This is a genomic window from Taklimakanibacter deserti (assembly GCA_003574785.1).
In genome coordinates this window covers 70,792-93,897 of the sequence record QORU01000005.1, presented here as the reverse complement: position 1 = coordinate 93,897, position 23,106 = coordinate 70,792, and the positions used below count along the sequence as shown (strand labels likewise).

At 63.3% G+C, this 23,106-nt stretch carries 19 protein-coding genes; 10 read left to right on the top strand and 9 right to left on the bottom strand.

Features of this window, described 5'->3' with window-relative positions; all coding sequences use genetic code 11:
* Positions 1-30: 30 nt before the first annotated feature.
* The 6 genes from DS839_RS11410 to pabB form a co-directional block, all read right to left on the bottom strand.
* A complete protein-coding gene (locus tag DS839_RS11410) occupies positions 31-1,041 on the bottom strand; it encodes a TraB/GumN family protein (RefSeq protein ID WP_119270458.1) in 1,011 nt (336 codons plus the stop codon).
* A complete protein-coding gene (locus tag DS839_RS11405; protein WP_119270457.1) occupies positions 1,038-1,985 on the bottom strand; it encodes a tyrosine recombinase XerC in 948 nt (315 codons plus the stop codon). The genes DS839_RS11410 and DS839_RS11405 overlap by 4 nt, the downstream gene beginning before the upstream one ends.
* Positions 1,986-2,020: 35 nt before the next feature.
* Complete coding sequence (gene fsa, locus DS839_RS11400; protein ID WP_119270456.1) at positions 2,021-2,671, bottom strand: fructose-6-phosphate aldolase; 651 nt, start codon at positions 2,669-2,671, stop codon at positions 2,021-2,023.
* Positions 2,672-2,732: 61 nt separating this feature from the next.
* Entirely contained in the window at positions 2,733-3,575 is an 843-nt protein-coding gene (locus tag DS839_RS11395) for an aminotransferase class IV (protein WP_119270455.1), read from the bottom strand.
* Complete coding sequence (locus DS839_RS11390; RefSeq protein WP_119270454.1) at positions 3,572-4,135, bottom strand: anthranilate synthase component II; 564 nt, start codon at positions 4,133-4,135, stop codon at positions 3,572-3,574. Before DS839_RS11390 ends, DS839_RS11395 begins: the two co-directional genes overlap by 4 nt.
* Positions 4,132-5,520, bottom strand: a complete 1,389-nt coding sequence (pabB, locus tag DS839_RS11385; RefSeq protein WP_119270453.1) for an aminodeoxychorismate synthase component I — start codon at positions 5,518-5,520, stop codon at positions 4,132-4,134. Before pabB ends, DS839_RS11390 begins: the two co-directional genes overlap by 4 nt.
* A 79-nt stretch (positions 5,521-5,599) precedes the next feature.
* On the opposite strand from pabB, the gene DS839_RS11380 reads away from it, so the two are divergent.
* Both DS839_RS11380 and DS839_RS11375 read left to right on the top strand, forming a co-directional pair.
* A complete protein-coding gene (locus DS839_RS11380) occupies positions 5,600-7,771 on the top strand; it encodes a primosomal protein N' (protein WP_119270452.1) in 2,172 nt (723 codons plus the stop codon).
* A gap of 79 nt (positions 7,772-7,850) precedes the next feature.
* Complete coding sequence (locus DS839_RS11375) at positions 7,851-9,443, top strand: GMC family oxidoreductase (protein WP_119270451.1); 1,593 nt, start codon at positions 7,851-7,853, stop codon at positions 9,441-9,443.
* Here DS839_RS11375 and DS839_RS11370 read toward each other — a convergent pair whose 3' ends face one another.
* Positions 9,444-10,850, bottom strand: coding sequence for an FGGY-family carbohydrate kinase (locus DS839_RS11370; RefSeq protein WP_119270450.1), 1,407 nt, complete (start codon positions 10,848-10,850; stop codon positions 9,444-9,446).
* A gap of 146 nt (positions 10,851-10,996) precedes the next feature.
* On the opposite strand from DS839_RS11370, the gene DS839_RS11365 reads away from it, so the two are divergent.
* A complete protein-coding gene (locus tag DS839_RS11365; RefSeq protein WP_119270449.1) occupies positions 10,997-13,279 on the top strand; it encodes a hemopexin repeat-containing protein in 2,283 nt (760 codons plus the stop codon).
* On the opposite strand, the gene DS839_RS11360 is transcribed toward DS839_RS11365, so the two are convergent.
* Positions 13,276-13,806: a GNAT family N-acetyltransferase gene (locus DS839_RS11360; protein WP_119270448.1), complete on the bottom strand. Its 531-nt coding sequence runs from the start codon at positions 13,804-13,806 to the stop codon at positions 13,276-13,278. The genes DS839_RS11365 and DS839_RS11360 overlap by 4 nt on opposite strands.
* Before the next feature lie 4 nt (positions 13,807-13,810).
* Complete coding sequence (locus tag DS839_RS11355; RefSeq protein WP_119270447.1) at positions 13,811-14,383, bottom strand: helix-turn-helix domain-containing protein; 573 nt, start codon at positions 14,381-14,383, stop codon at positions 13,811-13,813.
* Between the two features lie 112 nt (positions 14,384-14,495).
* Here DS839_RS11355 and DS839_RS11350 point away from each other — a divergent pair, with 112 nt between their 5' ends.
* The 7 genes from DS839_RS11350 to DS839_RS11320 all read left to right on the top strand — a co-directional run bounded on the left by DS839_RS11350 (position 14,496) and on the right by DS839_RS11320 (position 23,092).
* Positions 14,496-15,248, top strand: coding sequence for a class II aldolase/adducin family protein (locus tag DS839_RS11350; protein WP_119270446.1), 753 nt, complete (start codon positions 14,496-14,498; stop codon positions 15,246-15,248).
* Positions 15,248-16,573, top strand: coding sequence for an NAD(P)H-dependent oxidoreductase (locus DS839_RS11345; protein WP_119270794.1), 1,326 nt, complete (start codon positions 15,248-15,250; stop codon positions 16,571-16,573). Before DS839_RS11350 ends, DS839_RS11345 begins: the two co-directional genes overlap by 1 nt.
* Before the next feature lie 163 nt (positions 16,574-16,736).
* Complete coding sequence (locus tag DS839_RS11340) at positions 16,737-17,696, top strand: carbohydrate ABC transporter permease (RefSeq protein ID WP_368911508.1); 960 nt, start codon at positions 16,737-16,739, stop codon at positions 17,694-17,696.
* Entirely contained in the window at positions 17,696-18,604 is a 909-nt protein-coding gene (locus tag DS839_RS11335) for a carbohydrate ABC transporter permease (protein ID WP_119270445.1), read from the top strand. The genes DS839_RS11340 and DS839_RS11335 overlap by 1 nt, the downstream gene beginning before the upstream one ends.
* A gap of 39 nt (positions 18,605-18,643) precedes the next feature.
* The gene (locus tag DS839_RS11330; RefSeq protein WP_119270444.1) at positions 18,644-20,167 is read left to right on the top strand and encodes an ABC transporter substrate-binding protein; all 1,524 of its coding nucleotides are present in this window, start codon (positions 18,644-18,646) and stop codon (positions 20,165-20,167) included.
* A 68-nt stretch (positions 20,168-20,235) separates the two neighbouring features.
* Positions 20,236-21,768: a xylulokinase gene (locus tag DS839_RS11325; RefSeq protein WP_119270443.1), complete on the top strand. Its 1,533-nt coding sequence runs from the start codon at positions 20,236-20,238 to the stop codon at positions 21,766-21,768.
* Positions 21,761-23,092, top strand: a complete 1,332-nt coding sequence (locus DS839_RS11320) for an iron-containing alcohol dehydrogenase (protein WP_119270442.1) — start codon at positions 21,761-21,763, stop codon at positions 23,090-23,092. The genes DS839_RS11325 and DS839_RS11320 overlap by 8 nt, the downstream gene beginning before the upstream one ends.
* Positions 23,093-23,106: the final 14 nt, after the last annotated feature.

Genomic DNA, 23,106 nt, shown 5'->3' with positions numbered 1-23,106 from the left:
AGATGCGAGGTGTCGACCATTATGGACAGATCAATTGACCGGTGTTACCTCGTAGCCCGCTTTGCGGAAAAGTTCCACCAGACCTTGGTCGCCCGGCAGACGCATTGTGCTCACGACAATGAAGGCATTGCCTTTGACAATGAGTGGGAGCGCACGCTCCACCGTGCTTCGATTGCGCTGGTTCAGGAGCTCTTCGAAGAAGGCCAGTCTTGCCGGATCGGGTCGATCAGTCGGGAAGCCCTGTGTCGAAAGAACCCGGAGGCTCGATATTCTGCGCGCCAGATAGAGCTGTTCGTGGGTTTCCATCCAGTCAGCAAGCCGGTCGCCAAACTTTGCAGTGGCGACGAGATATCGGGCCTGGCTATCAAGCGGCTCGCTGGCGAATGCCGCCATCATTTCCTCGACCCTCTCCAGCCCAACCAGAGGGATCTTTCGCGCCAGGGCCATCTGCCCGATTGACCGATCGAGAGTCGGTAAGTCGACCCGCAGCCTCTCGAGCTCGCACATCGGAAAGGCCAAAGAGTATGTCAGCACCCAAGGCTGGACGGCGCTCATCCCCGCTATCTGATCCGGTGTTATCTGGGGCGCCGACCTTATAAAGCCTTCATCTACGTCGGGGATAAGATCCCACATATTCCTGCCGTTCGGCATCATCATCAAGCGGGAATGGCGAGCGAAAGCGAGTCTGAATGCATTGGGTTCGACGATCTCTCTCAATTGCAGGGCGACAACACTGGCGCGCTCAATCGCGTTGCGCGCCTCGGCCGGCAAGGCGTGTATCTTGGTGCTCGTGACAGGAAACGTGCCAAATAAATAAGATGGGGCGGCCTTCCCGCTCTTGTCTGTGATCCGCCAAAGAATCGCCTGCCCATTGGGAATGGTCCGTTCGGCCGATGCCAGCCTGTCGGCGAGCTTGGGGGCCGAAACTACAAGATCCGGCAAAATGTCCTTGCCCGAACATTCCGGCGGTTCGCCCGCCAGCGCCAAGCCCGCGAAACCGAAGAAGGCCGTCGTTGCAATCAGAATACGCGTGAGCATCATGCCCTGGGATGCGCCTTGGCATATTGCGCGAGGAGATGCGAGGTGTCGACCTCGGTATAGACCTGCGTGGTCGAAAGCGAGGAATGGCCGAGAAGCTCCTGTATGGTGCGCAGATCGGCGCCGCCGGCGAGGAGGTGGCTGGCGAAGGAATGACGCAAGGCGTGCGGCGTGGCGCTTTCGGGAAGCCCGAGCGCGCCGCGCAACCGGGCGATCAGGAGCTGGATGTTGCGGGCATTGAGCGGGCCGCCTTTCACGCCCCGGAACATCGGCGCGCGTGAATCGAGCGCCAAGGGGCAAAGATCGAGATAGCGCTCGATCGCCTGACGCGCCACCGGCAAGACCGGCACGATGCGCGCCTTGCCGCCCTTGCCGATGATGGTCAAGGGATCGTGGTTCACCGCCTGCGGCGTCAGGCCCAACGCTTCGGAAATGCGCAGGCCGCAGCCATAGAGCAATGTGAGCACGGCGGCATCGCGGGCGAGCACCCAGGCCGGTGTCTCCTCGCTGCTCAGCGTGTCGGCCTTGATCAGCTCGCGGGCCGCTGCGGGCGTGACGGGCTTCGGCACGGCATGCGGGATCTTGGGCGCGCGCAGCACGCTCAAGGCGGCATTGCTCAGGATCTTGCGCCGCTCGAGGAAGCGGAAGTAGCTGCGGATGGCGGAAAGCTGGCGGGCGAGCGTGCGGCTGCCGCTCCCCTTATTGCGCCGGCGTGCGAGGAAGGCGCGGAAGTCGGACGGCGTGAGGCTTGCCAGATCGGTGAGCGTCGGCGCGCCACCCAGATGATCGGCAAGGAAGGCCATGAACTGGCCGATGTCCCGGCCATAGGCGGCGAGCGTGTGGTCGGACGAGCGCCGCTCGGTCTTGAAATAGGCAAGCCATGCCGCGACCGTCTTGGCCGTTTCCGGCGCGGCATGGAAGAGCTCGAGATCGGGTGCTTCGGCCATAGGCGGAGACTATAGCCGAATGGTTGATCGAAAGTTCAAATCTTCTGGCCGGTCTTCTTCCAGTCGGCAAGGAAGGACTCGATACCTTTGTCGGTCAGCGGGTGCTTGACCAGGCCTTTCAGCACCGCCGGCGGCACAGTCGCCACATCGGCGCCGGCGAGAGCCGCTTCCTTCACGTGATTGGCGCTGCGGATCGAAGCGGCCAGGATCTCGGTGGTGTAATCGTAATTGTCGTAGATCTGGCGGATCTCGCGGATGAGCTCCATGCCGTCGATATTGATGTCGTCGAGGCGGCCGATGAAGGGCGAGATGAAGGTGGCGCCGGATTTGGCGGCGAGCAGCGCCTGGTTGGCGCTGAAGCACAGCGTCACATTCACCATCGTGCCGGCCTGGGTCAGCGTGCGGCAAGCCTTGAGCCCGTCCAAGGTGAGGGGCACCTTGACCGCGACATTCTTGGCGATCTTGGCGAGCTTCCTGCCCTCCTCGATCATGGCGTCGGCTTCGAGCGCCGTCACCTCGGCCGAGACCGGGCCTTCGACCGCATTGCAGATCTCGGCGATTACTTCCTTGAAATCGCGGCCGGATTTGGCAACGAGGGAGGGGTTGGTGGTCACGCCATCGAGAAGGCCGGTGGCGGCGAGTTCCTTGATATCCTTGATTTCGGCGGTATCGACGAAGAATTTCATGACGGCCTCATCCTTGCGCTTGTTGCTGGGAACCTAATCCCCGGGCCATGGCCTGACAAGGTCAATCCACCGCCCGTGGATCGACACCCGATTCTTCGGCAATCCTGAGGCAGAGCGTGTCGAAGTAGCCGGCAAGCGCTACGTCATCGCGGCCGAGCGGCTGGCCATCGAGGGAATGGACCGGACGGATCAGACGCAGGCTGTTGGTGAGAAAGACGGCATCGGCACTCAACAGTTCTGCCGGCGTCACCGGCCGTTCCTCGGCTCGCGGAAGCTCGAGGAGCTTTCTGCGCGTAATGCCGGCGAGCACGCCGTCGCTGGTCCGCGGTGTCGCGATCCAGCCGTCGCGCAGGATGAAAATATTGGCAATCGTGGTCGAGGCGACAAGACCCTGATGATTGAGAAAAAGCGCATCATCGCAATGGATGGCGGCGGCCTCGCGCGCCGCGATGATGTTGTCGATATAAGAGAGCGTCTTGAGCCGTGAGGCGGGGGATGTCTCGTTGCGTCTGATCGAGGAGGTCGAGAGCATAGCCGGGGTGAAGAGCATGTCGCTCGTCCAGGGCGCGTGCGCGATCAGAAGGCTCGGTTGACGCGTTTCTGCCGCGAGACCACGCAGGCCCGGCCCTCGCGTCAAGGTGATGCGCAAAATGCCGTGCGGAGCCGGGGCATGCTCCAGCACTTGCGCCACTCCATCCGCGACGATGAGACGGTCGGGCGGCAGGCCGAGCGTTATGGCGCCCGCCATCATCCGGTCGAGATGATCATCGAGCCAGACGGCGGTGCGGTTGAAGACGGCAAGCGTCTCGAATATCCCGTCGCCCAGCAGCAATCCGCGGTCCGCCGGATCGACAGAGAGCGCGTCCTTGACGATCTTCCCGTTGAACCAGACCGTGGCGCTCACGGCGTCCTCTTCAGGAAATTGCGCAAGATGTCATAGCCATGCTCGGTGAGCACCGATTCGGGATGGAACTGCACGCCGAAAGTCGGATGGGTCTTGTGCTCGACGCCCATGATCTCGCCATCCTCGGAACGCGCGGTGACCGTCAAGGGCTCGTCGCCCGACAGCTCGACGATGAGGGAGTGATAGCGTCCGGCATTGAAGCCGTCGGGAACGCCTGAAAGCACGCCCGCCCCCGCATGGCGGATGGCCGAGGCCTCGCCATGCATCGGGCGTTTGGCGCGCGCGATGTTGCCGCCAAAGGCCTCGCCAATGCATTGATGGCCGAGGCAGATGCCGAGAATGGGAATTTTACCCGAAAGCTTGCGCACGACATCGAGCGAAATGCCGGCCTCGTTGGGCGTGCATGGCCCGGGCGAGATCACGATGCCCTTCACATCATCCTTGATGGCGCCTGAGGAGAGCGCGTCATTGCGCTTCACTTGCGCCTCGGCGCCGAGCTCGCGCAAATAGCGCGTCACATTGTGGACGAAGGAATCATAGTTATCGATGACGAGGATCATGATGCACCCTCGAAACTCGCGGCGATGCGAGTGATCTTCGCCAAGGTCTCTTCATACTCATCGGAAGGCTGCGACTTCGCGGTGATGCCGCCGCCGCCCTGGAAGGAGGCGCGCCCGTCATGGAAGAGGACGGTGCGGATGGCGATGTTGAGGTCCATATGGCCGGTGAAGCTCAGGAAACCGATCGAGCCGCAATAGATGTTGCGCGGCAGCCGCTCGATCTCGGCGATGATCTCCTGGGCGCGGATCTTGGGCGCGCCGGTGATCGAGCCGCCGGGGAAGCACGCGGCAATGAGATCGCCGCGGCTCTTGCCCTTGGCGAGTCTCCCGGTGACGACGGAAGTCAGATGGTGCACGGACGCGTAGGATTCGAGGCCGCAGAGCACCGGCACTTGCACGGAACCCGGCTCCGAGACACGCGAGAGATCGTTGCGCAGGAGATCGACGATCATCACATTCTCGGCGCGGTCCTTGCGGCTGGCGAGAAGCTCGGCCTTGAGCTCGGCATCGATGCTTTGATCCGCATCGCGCCGCCTGGTGCCCTTGATCGGACGCGCCTCGGCGGTCACGCCGTCGAAACTCATCAAGCGCTCGGGCGAGCTCGACGCGATCCTGACCGCGCCGTAATCGAGAAAAGCGCCGAAGGTCGCGGGATTGCGCTCGCGCAAAGCGAGATAATAGCGCAGCGGTTCGAAATCGGCGGGAATGGCGGCGGAGAAGCGCTGCGAGATATTCGCCTGGAAGATGTCGCCGGCCAGGACATAGTCGATGGTGCGCTGGACCGCTGCTTCATAGGCATCGCGGGTGAAGTTCGATTGCCAGCCGGCGATGAAATTGCTTCCCGAGAGCGCCGGCAGAGGCTTGAGGCACAAGGCTTCGAATTCGGCGAGGCGCTCTTCGGCGCGGGCGATGCGCGCTTGCGGCTCGGTCTCGGGAAAACCGGTCGAGATGATCCAGCATTGCCGCGTCTGATGGTCGAATGCGACGATTGTGTCATAGGCGTGCAGGGTGACCGGCGGGATGTCGGGCGGCGGCGTCTTCGCCATGATATGCGGTTCGAGCAGGCGGGCGAACTCATAGGCGATATAGCCGGCGAAACCGCCCTGGAAAGGCGGCAGCCCCGCGACGCGCTCGAGCTTCCAGCGCTTGAGGCGGCGGTCGAGCCGGGCGAGTGCTGCCTCGCCGCTCTCGCCTTCCGCCAGCGTAAAGGTCTCGAAGGGGTCGGCCGCAATATAGGAATAGCGGCCGAGCTCGCTTTGCTGAAGCGCGCTATCGAGAAAGGTCAGGTCCCTGAGGCCGGTGAAACGGCGCAACAGCAGGGCCGGATCGCCATAGGCGATCTCGCGCCAGAGCGGTTCGTCGATGGCGGATGCGACATGTTTCATGGGCGGTTGATATAGGCTTTACGCGACGTTTCCGCCATGGGCTTGTCCGTTTGCGGCAGTTGGCGCAAGGCTTGGCCCGATGCCTGCCGATTCCCAGACAACCGCCGAAGTCCTGTTGCCGCTGGCGCTCGCCGGCGCCTACACCTATGCGGTGCCGCAAGGTCTCGCCGTGGCGCCCGGCGACTATGTCGAAGTGCCGCTCGGGCCAAGGTCCTATATCGGCTGCGTCTGGCGCATCGGCTCGGGTGATGGCGGCGGCAAGACCTTGCGCGAGATCGTGCAGAAATTCGATGTGCCGCCGCTCGGCGACACGCATCGCGCCTTCATCGACTGGGTGGCGAATTACTATATCGAGCCCATCGGCAATGTGCTGCGCTCCTGCCTCAGGGCGCCGGGCGCCTTTGGCGAAGCGCGCAGCGAGATCGCTTATCGCATCGGACCCCATCGCCCGGCGAAGCTCACTCCGCAGCGCGCGCGGATCCTCGAGATCGCGCGCGAGGGCCCGGCGCTCAAGGCATCGGAGCTGGCCGAGCTCGCCGGCGTCGGCACGTCCGTCGTCAAGACGCTGGCGAAGACGGGCGCGCTCGAAGCCGTCGCCTTGCCGCCGCACCGCGCCTTTGCGACGCCCGATCCCGCGGCGGGCAAACTCGCTCTGTCGCCTGAGCAGGAAGCGGCGGCGCAGGAGCTGCGCGCCATCGTGACTCGTCGCGGCCACAAGGTGATGCTGCTCGACGGTGTCACCGGCTCCGGCAAGACGGAAGTCTATTTCGAGGCGATGGCCGCGGCCTTCGCTTCCGGCCGCCAGGTGCTCCTGCTGCTGCCCGAAATCGCGCTCACCCAGCAATTCATCCAGCGTGTCGAGCGCCGCTTCGGCGCCGAGCCGGCGCGCTGGCATTCGGGCATGCGGCCGCGCGAGCGCGAACGTGTGTGGCGCGCGGTGGCGGAAGGAACGGCGCAGGTCGTCGTCGGCGCGCGCTCTGCTCTCTTCCTGCCCTGGGCGAAGCTCGGCCTCATCGTCGTCGATGAAGAGCATGAGGGCGCCTACAAGCAGGAAGACGGCGTCCCCTATCACGCGCGCGACATGGCCATCGTCTATGGCGCGCTCGGCAAATTCCCGATCGTCCTTTCCTCGGCGACGCCCTCGCTCGAAAGCCTGGTCAATGCCGAGCGCGGGCGTTACGGCCATGTGCGTCTCCATGCGCGCTACCGCCAAGCCGAATTGCCGCCGAGCCATATCCTCGACATGCGCCAGTTGGCGCTGTCATCCGGCTCATGGCTGTCGGAGCCTTTGGCGCAAGCGGTCGAGGAGACGCTCAAGAACGGCGATCAGGCGCTGCTCTTCCTCAACCGGCGCGGCTATGCGCCCTTGACGCTCTGCCGCGCCTGCGGCCATCGCATCGACTGTCCCAATTGCGCGGCGTCCCTGGTCGAGCATCGCTTCCGCAAACAACTGATGTGCCATCATTGCGGTCACACCCAGGCGATCCCGCCCGAATGTCCCAAATGCGGGACGCCGGGCAAGCTCGTGCCCTGCGGACCAGGCGTCGAACGGCTCGCCGAGGAGGCGGCACAGCGCTTTCCGGAAGCACGCCTCGCCATCCTGTCGAGCGATCTCGCGCAAGGCACCTTGCTCAAGGATGCGCTACGCGACGTGGCCGAGGGCGTCCACAATCTCGTCATCGGCACGCAGCTCGTCGCCAAGGGGCATCATTTCCCGCATCTCACTCTGGTCGGCGTCGTCGATGCGGATCTGGCACTCGATTCGGGCGATCCGCGCGCCGGCGAGCGCAGCTGGGCGCAAATGGCGCAAGTGGCGGGACGCGCCGGGCGCGGCGAGAAGCCGGGCCGCGCGCTGATCCAGACTTATCAGCCGGAACATCCGCTGATGCAGGCGCTGGCCAAAGGCGACCGCGACGGCTTTCTCGCCCAGGAGAAGCATTTGCGGGAGGAGGCGGAGCTTCCGCCCTATGGCCAGCTCGCGGCAATCGTCATATCGGGGCGCGACGGGCATGAGACCGAGCGCTTCGCCCGGGCGCTGCTGCCGCTCGCGCCCTATGGCGAGGGCGTGCATGTGCTGGGTCCGGCGCCCGCACCTCTGCATCTGGTGCGCGGCCTCTATCGCTGGCGCTATCTGGTCAAGGCGCGCCGCGGCATCAATGTCCAGGCCTTCATCCGGGCCTGGCTCACGACCGTGAAGCCGACAGGCTCGCTCAGGCTCGCCATCGACGTCGATCCCTACAGCTTTCTGTGAGAGTTCCTGGCTATTGGAGGTGCTTGCCATAAATGCACCATTTGGTTACTTGTGGGACAGGCAAAGATGGGTGCCTCTCATGTATGATTATGTGATCGTCGGCGGCGGTTCGGCAGGGTGCGTGATGGCGGCGCGCCTGAGCGAGATGCCCGATGCGAAGGTGCTGCTGCTGGAAGCGGGGCCATCTGATCGCAATCCTTACATCCATTTGCCCTGCGGCTTCTTCAAGATGACCGGCGGGCCCTTGACCTGGGGCTATCGGACGGCGCCGGCGCGCCATGCCGGCAACCGTGAAATGGTCTATCCGCAGGCCCGCGTGCTAGGCGGCGGCAGCTCGATCAATGCGCAGGTCTATACGCGGGGCGCGCCTGAAGACTATGACGGCTGGGCGAAAGAGGAGGGCTGCACGGGCTGGTCGTGGGCGGAACTTCTGCCCTATTTCGTGAAGTCGGAAGACAATGATCGGCTCGACGGCAAGATGCATGGCCAAGGCGGGCCGCTCGGCGTCTCGACGCTGAAAGAGCCCAATGTCATGACCCAGGCCTTCGTCGCGGGCGCCCAGGAATTCGGCATGCCGCTCAATCCCGATTTCAATTCAGGCCATCAGGAAGGGGTCAATGTCTATCAGATGACCATCCGCCAGGCGCGCCGCTGCAGCGCCGCGGTCGGCTATCTGAGGCCCGCGCGTCAGCGCCCCAATCTCACCGTCAAGACGGATGCTTTCATCACAAGGCTGGTGGTCGAGAAGGGCCGCGTGAAAGGCGTCGCCCTCATCGAGAACGGGCGTGAGGTCATCATTGAAGCCGAGCGCGATGTCGTCCTCACCGCCGGCGCCATCGGCTCGCCCAAGCTCCTGATGCTCTCCGGCATCGGACCTGCCGTCCATCTCGAGAGCCTCGGCATCACGGTGCAGAATGATCTGCCGGGCGTCGGGCAAAACCTGCAGGACCACATGGCGAGCGACATCGTGTGGCAGCTCAATGGGCCGCACTCCTACGACAAATACAAGAAGCTCCATTGGCAGGCAGTGGCCGGCGTCCAGTATCTTTTGACGCGCTCGGGGCCGGTGGCCTCGAGTCTGGTCGAAGGCGGCGCCTTCTGGTGGAGCGACCGGCGCGAGAAGTCGCCCGACCTGCAGTTCCACTTCCTTCCCGGCGCCGGCGTCGAGGAAGGTGTCGGCACGGTCCCAGGCGGCAATGGCGCGACGCTCAATTCCTATCATCTGCGCCCGCGCTCGCGCGGCTTCGTCGCGCTCAAAAGCAGCAATCCGCTCGATCCGCCGGTCGTCGATCCCAATTCCTTCGCCGAATCTTACGACCTCGAGCGCGCCGGCGATGCGATCGAAATCTCCTGCGAGATCGGCCGCACGCGCGCCTTCAGCAAATATGTGGCGCGCCAGCATCTGCCCGGCGATGAGTGCCGCACGAAAGCCGATTACCGCAATTTCGCCCGCCAGGTGGCGCGCTCGGCCTATCACCCGGTCGGCACCTGCAAGATGGGCGTCGATGCGATGGCGGTGGTCGAGCCTTCGAACCTGCGGGTGCGCGGCATCGACGGCTTACGCCTGTGCGACTCATCGATCATGCCGCGGCTCGTCTCGTCCAACACCAATGCGCCGACCATCGCCATGGCGGAAAAGGCGGCGGATATGATCAAGGGGAATAGGGCGTAACTAGCCGCCGTTCGTTTCGCCCGTCATCTGCCGCCATTTGACGGCATAGTCGACGATGGCTTCGGGGGCGAGCGGCGCCACCTCGTCGAGATCGAGATCGAGCCTTGGGATCTCGCCGCTCTCCGTCATGAGTGCCAGCGCCATAGCGCCGGCGGTGGTGCCGTCGCGCAATTGCGAGGCGAGAACCGTCTGCGGCTGACGCAGGGAGGCGAGCACCGAGAGGAAGACCGGGTTCTTGGCAAAGGGGCCGTCGACAATGATGTCGCCTCTGGATTTCACCGCCGCCAGCGAGCGATCGACCATCAGCGCGCAATAAAGTGCTGCGAGTGTCGAGCGCTCCTCTTCGCCGGCCGGCGCCGGTCCCTTCACATGGCCTTTATTGCCGGTTCCCGGCATTGGCCCGCCCGAATCGGTGAAGGAGGGCAATGCGAAAGTCCCTTGCGCGACGAGGCTGCCCAGCGCCTTGAAGCTCGCGGCTTCCGCGGACGCGCCGCGCGACAGGACTTCATATTCGCGCCCGCCCATGAAGCGGCAGCAGGCAATGGGCTTGCCGAAGATATCGGTGTTGGTCACCGTGTCGCGCTGCGGATCGAGCTCGGTGATGCCGGTATCGGTGTCGAAGCCGATGATCCAGGTGCCGGTCGACAGCAGGGTGAAATGCTTCCGTCCTCCCGCCAGATAGCGCAAGTAGTTGCCGCTCGAATCGTGGATGCCGGCCAGGACCTTGCCGCGGCCGCGAAAGCCGTCTTTGCGGAATTGCGGCTTGAGTCTGCCGATCACTTCCCAGGCCTTCGCCCAGCGCGCGAAGAGCTTGTCCCAGCCGCGCAACCTGGCGAGCGAGGAAAAGCTGTTGTCGCGTACATCCATGAGCTGCGACTGGCACGACATCGAAGCGATCTCGATCACCGGCTTGCCGCTCAGGAGATGGCCGACATACTGGATCCAGGGCAGGATCGTCCTGACCTTGGCGAATTGCTCAGGGAAGTCCTCTTCCTGCCAGAAGAGCTGCATGCCATGGGTCAGCGCCATGGGCAGAAGCGGTGAGAAGACCTCGGAGAAGGGCGGCTCGGTCTTGCGATAGGACTCGATGATGTCCGCCGGCGGCTCGGCCATGTAATCCATGACCGGCAGCGCGAGCTTGCCTTCGCCATCCAGACAGGCAATGGCGGCGCCATGAGCGGCGGGTACGACCACATCGATCGGCATGATGCCGTCGAGATCGGGCAGATGCTTGGCGCAGAAGGCGACGAGGGGCTTCGGATCGAGATGCGGATAAAGCGGCCCGGCAACATGCCGGCTCGAGGTCTTGCGCTCGGCCAGGACCTTGCCGGCGGAATCGAACAGGACAATCTTGCTGTTCGTCGCTCCGACATCGACAACGGCAATGCCACGCAGTTCCTCGGCCATGGTTCCTCCCCCTGAGCTGGAGAGGTGAGCCGAAAAAGCGGCGAGCGTCAATCGGTTAGAGCCCTTGTTGCTCGTGCGTAAGCCATCCGTAAGTCGCTCTCCGGCAAATTTTGACCCAACGACGGCGGAATTCAGGAGATGAGGCCATGCGCGAGCACTTCCGGCAATCGATATCCATGGAGCGAGCCTATCGGCGAGGGGAGCCCATCATCCTCAAATACGAGCTCGTTAATGAGAGTGACGACGATTATGCGCTGCTCAGCTGGGAGACACCTTTCGAGCACGGTGTGGGCAACTTCATCGAGGTCCGCTTCGGCGACCGTGTCGTTCCCTATGATGGCCGCCTGGTGAAACGGGGAGAGCCGACCGAGGTCGCATATCGCAGGATCACGCCGCGGCAAAGAATTGCCGAAGAGCTCGATCTGTCGACAGCCTTTGCCTTCGATGAGCCCGGCATCTATACCGTCACCCTTCACGTCCGGTTTCGCGATGCCATCCGCCAAGCCGACAGCCGCTTCACCGCGCGCCGCAGGATCGAGCATGAGGGCTTCGCGCTTGAACCACTCTCATGGAGCTTCGAGCTTCTGCCGGACGGCGAGGCGCGCCTCACGGACGGTCAAAAGGCCCGCCGGCGTCAGGGCGCGCGTCCACGCCGCGATGCGAGCGATTTCACCCGCGACCTGTCCGCATCCGAGCTCACCATCGATCAGGACGTGATGCACAAGCTCGGCGGCCTGACCTTCGATCTGAACATTCCACCCGTGCATTGGGACGTCTTCGACGCCGATCAGAATGCCGTGGCCTGGGTCGACTCCACCCTGGCCGAGCTCGCGAGTTGGAACAGCCGGACCGACAATGCGCTCTATACCGAATGGTTCGGTGCCGACAACGCCGCCCGCTACCAGACGATCCGCGATCACTATTCCGCAATAAGGGCGCGGTTGGTGACGCCTCATACCTATGACCTCACGCCGGATGACTGCTCGCCGGGCGATTTTGCCTATACCTATGCCGGCTCCGACACCGTCTATCTGTGCGGCGGCTGGTTCAATGCGCCGAAAACCGGCATCGATTCGAAGTTCGGCACATTCGTGCATGAATGGAGTCACGCCGTTGCCGGGACCGGTGACACGGCCTACGGCCAGGCCGCGGCGCGAAACCTCGCTTTGACAAATCCCGCCGGCGCCATCAACAACGCCGACAATCACGAATACATGGTCGAGACCCTGGCCGACCGGATGCTGACCGCGCCGGTGGTGTGGCCCAACAACGGCAAGGCCTATTTCTTCGTCGCGGGGAAGTACTATCGCTATGACATTGCCAATGATCGGGTTGACGAAGGCTATCCCAAGCCGATCGCCGGCAACTGGCCCGGCCTGTGGACGGACCGCGTGGATTCGGGGATCGTCTGGCCGAACGGCAAGGCATATTTCTTCAAAGACAATATGTACATGCGCTACGACATCGCCACGGATCGGGTCGATGATGGATATCCCAAGCCCATCGCCGGCAATTGGCCGGGTTTGTGGGGCGACCGCATCGATGCCGCTATCGTCTGGCCCACCAACGGCAAGGCCTATTTCTTCCGCGACGGCCAGTACATGCGCTACGACATCGCCGCCGATCGCGTCGATCCCGGATATCCGTTGCCGATCGCCGGCAACTGGCCCGGCCTGTGGGGCGACGCCATCAATGGCGCCATCGTGTGGCCCAATGGCAAGGCCTATTTCTTCCGCGGATGGCAGTATATGCGCTACGACATCGCCGCGGACCGCGTCGATGGCGGCTATCCGAAAGCGATCGCCGAGAACTGGCCGTTCCTGTGGTGGGGTAAGGTCGATGCGTCGGTGTTCTGGCCCAATGGCAAGGCCTATTTCTTCCAAGGCTCCAGATACATGCGCTACGACAACCCGTCGGACCGTGTCGATCCGGGTTATCCCTTGCCGATCTCCGGCAACTGGCGAGGCCTGTGGACGGACCGCATAGATGCGGGGATAGTCTGGCCCAACGGCAAAGCCTATTTCTTCCGCGACAGTGAGTATATGCGTTTCGACATTGCCACGGATAAGGTGGATCCGGGATATCCCCAGTCCACGGCGGCAAACTGGCCGGGCTTGGGCTCGGGCAAGATCGATGCCGCGGTGATCTGGCCCAATGGCAAAGCCTACTTTTTCCGCGGCTCGACCTATCTGCGCTATGACATCGCCGCGGATCGGGTCGATGACGGATATCCGCTGCCTATCGCCGGCAACTGGCCGGGCCTGTGGAGCGATCGGGTCGACTCGGCCATCGTGTGGCCGAATGGGAAGGTCTATTTCTTCCGCGACTCGCAATATATGCGCTACGACATCGCCACCGACCGCGTTGATCCGGGCTACCCCTGCCCGATCGGCTGGAACTGGTTCTATTTGCCGGGCCGGGTTCGCTAAAGCGCTTTGTACATGATTGTCGTCGCATCGAGACGATCGGTGAAAGTGTCGCGGCAATAGCCCGGAATGATGCCGGTCGTCTGATAGCCGAGCGAGCGATAAAGCGGCTCGGCGCTGTCGCCGGTGCGGGTGTCGAGGGTAAGGAGGCTGCGCTTGAGCTGAGCGGCCCGGCGCTCGATCTCGGCCATCAATTCGCGCGCAATGCCCTGGCGACGGAAATCGGGATGGACCAGCAATTTGCGGATCTCGGCGCGGTGCGGCTGATTGGCCGGCGTGTCGTAATCGAGCTGCACCGATCCGACGATTCGGCCGTCCTGTTTGGCGACGAGAAGCAGGCGTCCGCCGTCGCGCACCGCTGGGCGCACCTTGTCGCGCCAGAAGGCGGCGCTGTCGGCTATCGAATAGGGCAGGATGAAACCGATGCTGGCGCCGTCATGGACGCAGGCATGGATGAGCGCGCTCAAGCCTTCGATATGCCGTTCGATATCGTCCGCAGCGAGGAGCGCCAGAGTGGTGGACCGTGTCATGTCCCTAGACCATGAAGATGAGATAGCGGGCGGAGGTCTTCTTCGGCGTGGCGAAAGCGCTCGGGCCGAAGAGCTGATAACGCAGGCAGTCGCCGGGCTTGAGCTCGTAGCTTTGACCGCCGACGGTGATCTCGAGCTGGCCCTCGAGCAGCAGGAGATGATGCTCGAGGCCGGGCTTCGGCACATGATCGTAAGCGATGCGCGTGCCGGGGCCGATCTCCCCTTCGATGACCTCGCCGGCGAGCGTGCGCGCCGGCGGCGATACGGCGCGGCGCTTGAAGCTCAATTGAGCATCCGCCCATAGACCTTGCGCCGCGCGGCGCACCAGCGGTGCGAAATCGCCTTCCGCCATATGCATGAGCCGCGACATGGTCAGGCCATAGGCGGCGCACAGTTTGCTCAGCATGCCGGTGGTCGGGCTGATGGCGGAATTCTCCAGTCGCGACAAGGTGGCGCGGCTGACGCCGCTCTTTCCGGCGAGATCGTCCAGCGACCAGCCGCGCTCCAGGCGCAGGTCCTTGAGACGTTCGGAGATGCGCCGGTCGATCGAGGCGTCGGTGATTTCTGCTTCTTCCATTTTCGAGAATTTTTCTCATATATGGGAGAATGTCAAGAGGCCGCCCCGTGCATTTTCTGGACCTTTCGACTTTCCGGCTGTAGGGTCCCGCGCGATTTTGAAGGAGCAGCGAATGTCGAAGACTAAATATGCCGATCTCAAGAAGAAGATCATCTGGGTCTGCCGCCGGATGAATGAGATGGGCATCAATCAAGGCACATCGGGCAATGTCAGCGCCCGCACCGAGAAGGGCTTCGTCATCACCGCCTCCGGCATCCCCTATGACGTGATGGACGCCGAGCACATTGTCGAGATGGATCTCGACGGCGGCTATTACGGCAAATACCTGCCCTCGACCGAATGGCGCATGCATATGGACATCTTCAAGGCGCGCCCCGAGGCGGGCGCCATCGTGCATACGCATTCGATCTATGCGACGGCGCTCGCGACCCTGCGCAAGGACATTCCGCCATTCCACTATATGATCGGCGTCACCGGCGGCTCCACCTTGCGGGTGAGCGACTATGCCGAGTTCGGCACGCAGGCACTGTCCGATACGATGCTGGCGGCCTTGAAGGACCGCACCGCCTGCCTCCTCGCCAATCACGGCCAGATCGCCTTCGGTCCCAATCTCGACAAAGCGCTGTGGCTCGCGGGCGAGATCGAGACCCTGTGCCAGCAATATTGGGCGGCGAGCCTTGCCGGCAAGCCGGTCATCCTGTCGGATGCCCAGATGAAGACGGTGCTGGCGCGGTTCAAGACCTATGGCAAGCAGACCACTGAGCTCAAATCCGGCGAGGCGCTGGCGGTGATCGCGCCGACACGCCGCGATGCGCCCAAGCCGAAAAAGGGCAAGTCGAAGAAGGCCAAGGACAAGTCGAAGTGATCGCCAATGTGTCGTCGCTGGCGCTGGAATTGCGCCGGCATGCGGAGACGAAAGGACCCGTCACCGTCGGCCTCGCCGGTGCCGGGCAAATGGGCACCGATCTCGTGGTGCAGCTCGCCCGCATGCCGGGACTGAGGCTCGGCGCCATTTCCGAGATCACCGGTTCGCGCGCCAAGGCGGCGCTGGCACTTGCCGGCCATGATCCGGAAAATTTCGCCGAGGCGAAGACCGCTCAAGACATCGACCGTCTCATCGAGGCGAACAAGATCGCCATCACCCAGGATCTCGAGGCATTGGTGAAGGCAGGGCGCATCGATGTGGTGATCGATGCGACGGGAAATCCCGAAACCGGTGCTGGTTTCGCGCTGGCGGCGATCGCCCAGGGCAAGCCCATCGTGATGCTCAATGTCGAGGCCGACATCACCATTGGCCGATACCTGCATGCGGAAGCGCGCCGCGCCGGCGTCATCTATACGGGTGCTGCCGGCGATGAGCCGGCCGCCGCACTCGAGCTCATCGGCTTCGCCCAGTCGCTCGGCCTCGGAGTCGTCTGCGCCGGCAAGGGCAAGAACAATCCGCTCAATTTCGATGCGGTGCCGGCCGACTACGAGACGGAAGCAAAAGAACGCAACATGAATGCACGCATGCTGGTCGAGTTCGTCGATGGCTCGAAAACGATGGTCGAGATGGTGGCGATCGCCAATGCGACCGGTCTCAAGCCCGATATTCCCGGCATGCACGGTCCGAAGGCGACGCGCGATGAACTCGCCCAAGTGCTGGTCCCGCGCGCCGAAGGCGGGGTGCTCAGCCGGAAAGGCTGCGTCGATTATTCGATCGGCAAGGGTGTGGCGCCCGGCGTCTTCTGCATCGTCGAGGCCGACCATCCGCGCGTCGTCGAGCGCATGATCGATCTGAAGGTGGGCAAGGGGCCTTATTTCGCATTGTTCCGTCCCTACCATCTGACGAGCCTCGAAGTGCCGCTGTCGGCGGCGCATGCGGTGTTGCATAAGCGGGCCGACATGGTGCCGCTCGATCACCCGGTGGCGGAAGCCATCGCCGTCGCCAAGCGCGACCTCCAGGCGGGCGAGACCCTGGGCAAGATCGGCGAGACGCAATATCGCGCCTGGGCCATGACCTGGGCCGATGCCCGGAAGGCCAATGCCCTCCCGGTCGGGCTCGCCGAAAGGGCGAAAGTGGTGAAGCCGGTGAAGGCCGGCGCCTATCTCACCTATGAGAACTGTGTGCCGGATGACGGGCTCACCATCACGCAGCTCCGCCGCCGCCTCGACCAGGCGGATGCCCGCTTCCTCGCTGCGGCGGAATAGGGCGCGTTCCCTTAACTCTCTGAATTTGATCGAAATTTCGAGCGTGAAAATCGGCGATTGACATCGCCGGCCTTGCCGCGTTTACTGCCGTTACATTTGTTCCGGCAAAATTACAAAAGTTCAAGTCGCCGGATAAGATGGGAGGTTCGAGCCTGATGACCGCATGCCGGGCGGCCGAGACGATTTCCGCTGGGAACGCCCGATGAGCGAGGCGGTGGTCCCACGCGATCGTCCTTCGGACCTGCCGATGCCGCGCTGGCGCTGGCTCACTTCCGAGCATCCCTTGCCCTGGCTTCTGCCGGCCGCGGCGCTGATGACCATCTTCGGCATCTATCCGCTGCTCTATGCGCTGTGGCTGTCGCTGCATAAGCGCAATCCCGTTACCCGGCTCAATGTCTTCGACCCCGACCACAACTGGGCCAAGGCGCTTGGCGATCAGCGCGTCTGGGACGCGGTCGCAACGACGCTGCTCTATACGGGCGTCGCGCTCGTCATCCAGCTCGTCCTCGGCCTCCTGATCGCGCTCCTGCTCGATACCGACCGCAAAGGCTATGGCGTCTTGCGCGCGCTTATGACCTTGCCGCTGGTCGTGCCGCCGGCCGTCACCGGCATGATGTTCCTCCTGATGCTCGACGGCTCCTTCGGCGTGCTGTCGCGCTCGCTCTATGCGGTCGGCCTGTGGTCGCCGCAATTCCCGATCCTCGCCACCAGCTCGACGGCGCTCGCGGGCGTGCTCCTCGCCGATATCTGGCAATGGACGCCCTTCATGGTGCTGATCATGCTGGCGGGCCTCAGATCGCTGCCGAAAGAGCCTTTCGAGGCGGCGGCGATCGACGGTGCCACGGCGGTCCAGGCCTTCTTCAAGCTGACGCTGCCGATGATGTCGAAGGTGATCGCCATCGCCGTCCTCATCCGTGGCATCGATCTCTTCCGCATCTTCGATTATGTGAAAGTGATGACGGATTCGGGCCCCGGCACCGCCACCGAGACGCTCACCTCCTATGCCGGCCGCATCTATTTCAACGGCGATTTCCCCTATGCCTCGACGCTGTCGCTCATCACGCTGGTGCTGGTGATCATCGCCTCGACCCTGTTCATGAAGATTTTCCGGGTGAAGCTCTAATGGAACAGTCCTTCGCCAAACGCACCTTGCGCGATATCGCCGCCGTCCTCACCGTCGGCGTCTTCATGTTTCCGCTGTTCTGGTGGGCCTTGACGTCGATCAAGCCGATGTATGCGATCTTCAACAAGGACAAGGTCGTCGTTTTCGACTTCGTGCCGACGCTGATCAACTATGCCGTCGTCCTCCTCGGCTGGTCGCGCGCCGAGATCGCCATCGAAAGCGGCTCGACCTTCGGTGTCGGCGGCACCAGCTCCTATGATTCGCGCCAGACCATCGTCGATTCGATCATCATCGCGGTCGGCTCGACGGTGCTCACCATCATCATCGCGACGCTTGCCGCCTATGCCCTGTCGCGCATGCGCTTCAAGGGCCGCGACGGCTATCTCAACTGGGTGCTCGGCCAGCGCTTCCTTCCGCCGATCGCGATCATCGTGCCGCTGGTCGGCATGTACAAGGTCGCCGGCATGCGCGACACCGACAATCTTTTCTTGGGCTATATCGGCCTCATCATCATCCACTCGCTGATGAACCTGCCGATCGCGGTGCTGTTGCTCAAATCCTTCTTCGACGATGTGCCCAAGGACGTCGACGAGGCGGCGATGATCGATGGCGCCACGCGCTGGCAGACCTTCCACAAGGTGGTGCTGCCGATGGTGCGCGGCGGTGTCGCGGCGGCGGCGGTGCTGTGCTTCATCTTCTCGTGGACGGAATTCCTGCTGTCGCTCTTCCTCACCACGATCATCCGCACCGTCCCGGTCAAGATCACCACCTTCGTCACCTCGACGGGTTCGGAATGGGGCTTCATCTCGGCGCTCGGTACGGCGGCGATCCTGCCCGGCTTCATCTTCATTCTTCTGGTTCAACGGCATCTGGTCCGCGGCCTCACTCTTGGTTCGCTCAAAGAGTGAGGCGGCGGGCGAGCACTACTCAACCCATGGGAGGAATTAATGAGTTTCAGAGAATACGATAAGAAGACCTTCATCATCGACACGGCGCGCGACTTTGCCGCCCGGCGCATCTCCAAGCGCGACTTCCTGCGCAAGGCCGGCATGGCCGGCATCGGCTTCTCGGCCTTCGCCTCGGGACTCCTCGGCTCGACGCGGCCGTTCCGCGGCAATCTCGGCGGCAATGCCGCTTACGCGCAGACGCCGGAAGAGATGACCAAGTGGCTCAAGGATGTCGGCGGTAAGTTCAAGGGCAGCAAGGTGCGCTACACGTCGGAAGCGACACCGCCGACCGTCGTCCTCAACCAGATCAAGAACGAGTTCACTGACGCGACCGGCATCGAGGTCGAGATCGAGATCGTGCCGCTCGAGCAGGTGCTGGCCAAGGCGACGCAGGACGTCCAGGGTCAGCTCGGCACCTATGACGTCTATTATCTCGACCAGTCCTGGACCGCGACCTTCTCGCAGGACACGGTCGATCCGGTGCAGTATTACAAGGACAAGCCCGATCTCGCGATGCCGGGCTTCGACTTCGACGACTTCTCGAAGCCGCTGGTCGAAGGCCTCGCCGTCTATGACGGCAAATGGGTCGGCATTCCCTTCGACATCCCGATCTTCATCACCATGTACCGCAAGGACATCCTCGAGAAGCACGGGATCAAGCCGCCGACCAATTTCGACGAATTCACCGCCGGCGTGAAAGCGATCACCGAAGCCGAGAAAGCGAATGGCATCTTCGGCACCGGTCTCCAGGCGAAATCGGGCCACTACTCGCTCGAATGCGACTGGACGGCGGCGGTCTGGGGCCATGGCGGCTCGATCTTCGGCAAGGACAAGAAGTTCAAGGGCAATGACGAGCAGGCGATCAAGGGTCTCCAATGGTATCAGGAGATGCTGAAGAACGCCCCGCCGCAGTCGACCGCCTCCACCTGGGACGGCCAGTTCCAGATGATGCAGGCGGGCCAGGTGGCGCTGGTCAACAGCTGGGACGAGTTCTTCCCCGGACTCGATGCCGATGACTCGAAGGTGAAGGGCTTGTGGGAGCCGCTGCACCCGATCTCCTCGATGACGGGCGTGCGCCCTGTCGCCGAAGCGGGCTTCGGCGAGATTCCCAATGTCGGGCATCAGGGCGGCTCGATCCTCGGCCTGTCGAAATATTCTAAGAATCTCGACGCCGCCTGGATCTTCATGCAGTGGGCCTGCTCGAAAGAGATCATGACCCGCTGTACGCTCTTGGGCGGCTTCGCGCCGATGCGCATCTCCTCCTTCGAGGATCCGCGCGTCAAGGCGAAGGCGGTGGTCGGCCCCGGCACGACGCGCCATCTCGAAGTGGTGAAGTGGACCATCGACAATGTCATGGCGTCCGAGCCCGACATGCCTCTGTGGGCCGGTTTCTCCAACAACGAAATCCCGGTCGAGCTCGGCAAGCTCCTCACCAACCAGGATTATGGCGGCGATGCCAAGAAGTGCATGGATAATGTCGCCAGCCTGATCGACAAGGCCGTCGAGGACGCCGGCCTCCTGTAAGACTCCCTGAAACTGGCGGAGGCGGACTTCATCCCGTCTCCGCCGCTCTTTTTCGTTTCGATGAGTGCATGATCCGCGATCTTGTCATTGGCCTTGATTCTTCTACGACGGCGACCAAGGCCATCGCCTGGGACCGCGAAGGCCGCGCCTTGGCCGAAGGCCGCGCGCCGATCGCTCTCAACAATCCGCAAGCCGGATGGTTCGAGCAGGAGGCAGACGACTGGTGGGCCTCGGCGCAGAAAGCGATCCGCGGGCTTCTCGATAAAGTAGCCGCTGAGCGCATCGCCGCCATCGCCATTTCCAATCAACGCGAAAGCTTCGCCCAGTTCGACAAAGCCGGCCAAGCGCTGCGGCCCGGAACGCTGTGGCTCGACGAGCGCGGCCGCTCCGAGATCGACCGCCTGGTCAAGGCGGTCGGGGGCAAAGAGATCCATCGCATTTCCGGCAAGCCGGTCGATCTGACGCCTTGCCTCTATCGCTGCGCTTGGTTCCAAGCGCATATGCCCGATATCTGGCAGAAGACCGCCAGGACAGCCGAAGTCCATGGCGTGCTGGTGCACAAGCTCACCGGCGAATGGGTCACCTCGACCGCTTCCGCCGATCCCATGGGTCTCATCGACATGAAGGCGCAGGACTGGTCGGACACGCTCCTGAAAGCGGTCGGTCTGACGCGCGCGCAATTGCCGAAGCTCGTAAAGCCCGGTGAGAAGATCGGCCCATTGACGACGTCGGCGGCGGAAGCGACAGGCTTGCCGCAAGATGTCATCGTGGTCGCGGGTGGCGGCGACGGGCAATGCGCCGGCACCGGCGCCAACATATTCGAGAAAGGCCGCGCCTATCTCAATCTCGGCACGGCGGTGGTGTCGGGCAGCTTCGGCCAGTCTTATGCCCATGATCCTGCTTTCCGCACCATGAATGCCGTGGCCGAAGAGGGCTATATCTATGAATCCTGCCTGCGCACCGGCACGTTCCTCGTCAATTGGCTGGTCGAGCAGTTGTTCAATGTCGAAGCCGGCAAGAACCCGCAGATCTTCAAGACGCTCGAAGCGGAAGCGGCGCTGTCGCCGATCGGCGCCAATGGTTTGGCACTGGTGCCCTATTGGTCGGGCTGCATGACGCCCTATTGGGATCCCAATGCGCGCGGCGTCATAGCGGGCCTCACCGCCTCGCACCGGCGCGGCGACGTCTATCGCGCCCTTCTCGAAGGCGTGGCCCTCGAGCAGGCGATCGTTACCGACAAGATCGCCAGGACGACCGAGCCCATCGATCATTTCATCGCCATTGGCGGCGGCGCCGCATCCGATCTCTGGTGCCAGATCATCGCCGATGCGACCGGGCGCAAGGTGTTGCGCTCGACCACGGTCGAAGCCTCGTCGCTGGGCGCCGCCATCGCTGCCGCGACTGGCGCCGGGTGGTACGCATCGGTCACCGATGCGGCGCGCGCCATGGCCGGGTCGCTGATCAAGAGCTTCACCCCCGACAAGGAAGCGCAAGCTCGCTATGCCGAGCTTTCCGCCATCTATGCCGATCTCTGGCCGTCACTTTCGAAATGGAATGCCCGTATGGCCGCTTTCGCCCAAAGGAGCCCCGTGAATGCCTGAAGCGATGCGCGACTGGAATGCACTGATCGCCGACGTCGTCGCCGGAAACTGGGCCGATCCGGAGACGGGCAAGCCGGCAAAGGTTCCGTTCAAGACGATCCTGCTCGCCGAGACGCTCGATGGCGGTGCCGCCGATGTCGCCGCACCCTTGAAGCTCGGCAAGCGCCTCGCGGTCGTGTCCGATGTGAATACGCTGGAAGCGATGGGCCGGCGCGTCGCCAAGGAACTGAAAGGTCTGGGCTCCGTCGAAGAGATCGTCATGCCCGGCAATATGGAATGCGACGAGCCGACGATCGCCTTGGTGCAGGAGAAGACCCGCCATGCCGATGCGCTGGTCGCGGTCGGATCGGGGGCGCTCAGCGACACCTGCAAATATGCCACCTTCAAGGACGGGCGGCCCTATGCCACCTTCGGCACCGCCGCCTCGATGAACGGCTATGCGGCGTCCACCGCCTCGGTGACGCTCGCCAATGGCTACAAGACATCGCTGCCGGCGCATGCGCCCAAGGGAATCTTCCTCGATCTCAAGGTCTCGGCCGAAGCGCCCACCTGGCTGTCGGCGGCAGGCCTTGGCGACTGCCTCTGCCGCTCGACGGCGCAGATCGACTGGTGGGCCTCGCACCGCCTGTTCGATACGTTCTATTCCTCCGTGCCCTATGTGCTGCAGAAGGACGATGAGAAGCCGATGCTGGATGCCGCGGCCGGCCTCGCCAGGCACGATGTCGCCGCCAATGGCTACCTGCATCGCGTGCTGACGCTGTGCGGCCTCGGCGTGTGCTTCACCGGCATCTCGCATCATGGCTCGATGGGCGAGCATCAGGTGTCGCACTGGATCGACATGTTCGCCGGCCCCGCCCATCCCGGCACAACCCATGGCCAGCAAGTGGGTGTCGCCTCGCTCGCCATTGCGAGGCTCCAGGCCGAGCTGCTCGCCCTCGAAAAGGCGCCGAAGATCAAGCCGACCCATATCGTCGAGGCGGAATTCATCGACCGCTACGGCCGCGAGATCGGCATGATGTGCTATGCCGAGGCCAAGAAGAAGGCGTTCGACCGGAAGGGTGCGGACGAATTCAACGCCAAGCTCGAGAGCCTGTGGCCGCAATTGCGCGAGGAGCTGAAGCCCTTCGCGATGGACCCCAAGGAGATGGAGAAGGCGCTGAAAGCCGCCGGCGGACCCACCACCACGACCGAAATGGGCCTGCCGCGCAAGATCTGGCGGGACGCCATGAAATATGCCCGCGACGTCCGCAACCGCTGGTCCTTCCTCGATCTTGCGGATGATGCGGGCCTGCTCGATGATTTCCTTTCACGTGATGCGCAATAGGGACGGGATCAACT

Coding starts and splice junctions, on each gene's coding strand:
- DS839_RS11325 (WP_119270443.1), top strand. CDS start 20,236: ATGATCCGCGATCTTGTCATTGGCCTTGATTCTTCTACGACGGCGACC.
- DS839_RS11330 (WP_119270444.1), top strand. CDS start 18,644: ATGAGTTTCAGAGAATACGATAAGAAGACCTTCATCATCGACACGGCG.
- DS839_RS11380 (WP_119270452.1), top strand. CDS start 5,600: ATGCCTGCCGATTCCCAGACAACCGCCGAAGTCCTGTTGCCGCTGGCG.
- DS839_RS11335 (WP_119270445.1), top strand. CDS start 17,696: ATGGAACAGTCCTTCGCCAAACGCACCTTGCGCGATATCGCCGCCGTC.
- pabB (WP_119270453.1), bottom strand. CDS start 5,520: ATGAAACATGTCGCATCCGCCATCGACGAACCGCTCTGGCGCGAGATC.
- DS839_RS11365 (WP_119270449.1), top strand. CDS start 10,997: ATGCGCGAGCACTTCCGGCAATCGATATCCATGGAGCGAGCCTATCGG.
- DS839_RS11410 (WP_119270458.1), bottom strand. CDS start 1,041: ATGATGCTCACGCGTATTCTGATTGCAACGACGGCCTTCTTCGGTTTC.
- DS839_RS11350 (WP_119270446.1), top strand. CDS start 14,496: ATGTCGAAGACTAAATATGCCGATCTCAAGAAGAAGATCATCTGGGTC.
- DS839_RS11340 (WP_368911508.1), top strand. CDS start 16,737: ATGCCGGGCGGCCGAGACGATTTCCGCTGGGAACGCCCGATGAGCGAG.
- DS839_RS11405 (WP_119270457.1), bottom strand. CDS start 1,985: ATGGCCGAAGCACCCGATCTCGAGCTCTTCCATGCCGCGCCGGAAACG.
- fsa (WP_119270456.1), bottom strand. CDS start 2,671: ATGAAATTCTTCGTCGATACCGCCGAAATCAAGGATATCAAGGAACTC.
- DS839_RS11355 (WP_119270447.1), bottom strand. CDS start 14,383: ATGGAAGAAGCAGAAATCACCGACGCCTCGATCGACCGGCGCATCTCC.
- DS839_RS11320 (WP_119270442.1), top strand. CDS start 21,761: ATGCCTGAAGCGATGCGCGACTGGAATGCACTGATCGCCGACGTCGTC.
- DS839_RS11370 (WP_119270450.1), bottom strand. CDS start 10,850: ATGGCCGAGGAACTGCGTGGCATTGCCGTTGTCGATGTCGGAGCGACG.
- DS839_RS11360 (WP_119270448.1), bottom strand. CDS start 13,806: ATGACACGGTCCACCACTCTGGCGCTCCTCGCTGCGGACGATATCGAA.
- DS839_RS11390 (WP_119270454.1), bottom strand. CDS start 4,135: ATGATCCTCGTCATCGATAACTATGATTCCTTCGTCCACAATGTGACG.
- DS839_RS11375 (WP_119270451.1), top strand. CDS start 7,851: ATGTATGATTATGTGATCGTCGGCGGCGGTTCGGCAGGGTGCGTGATG.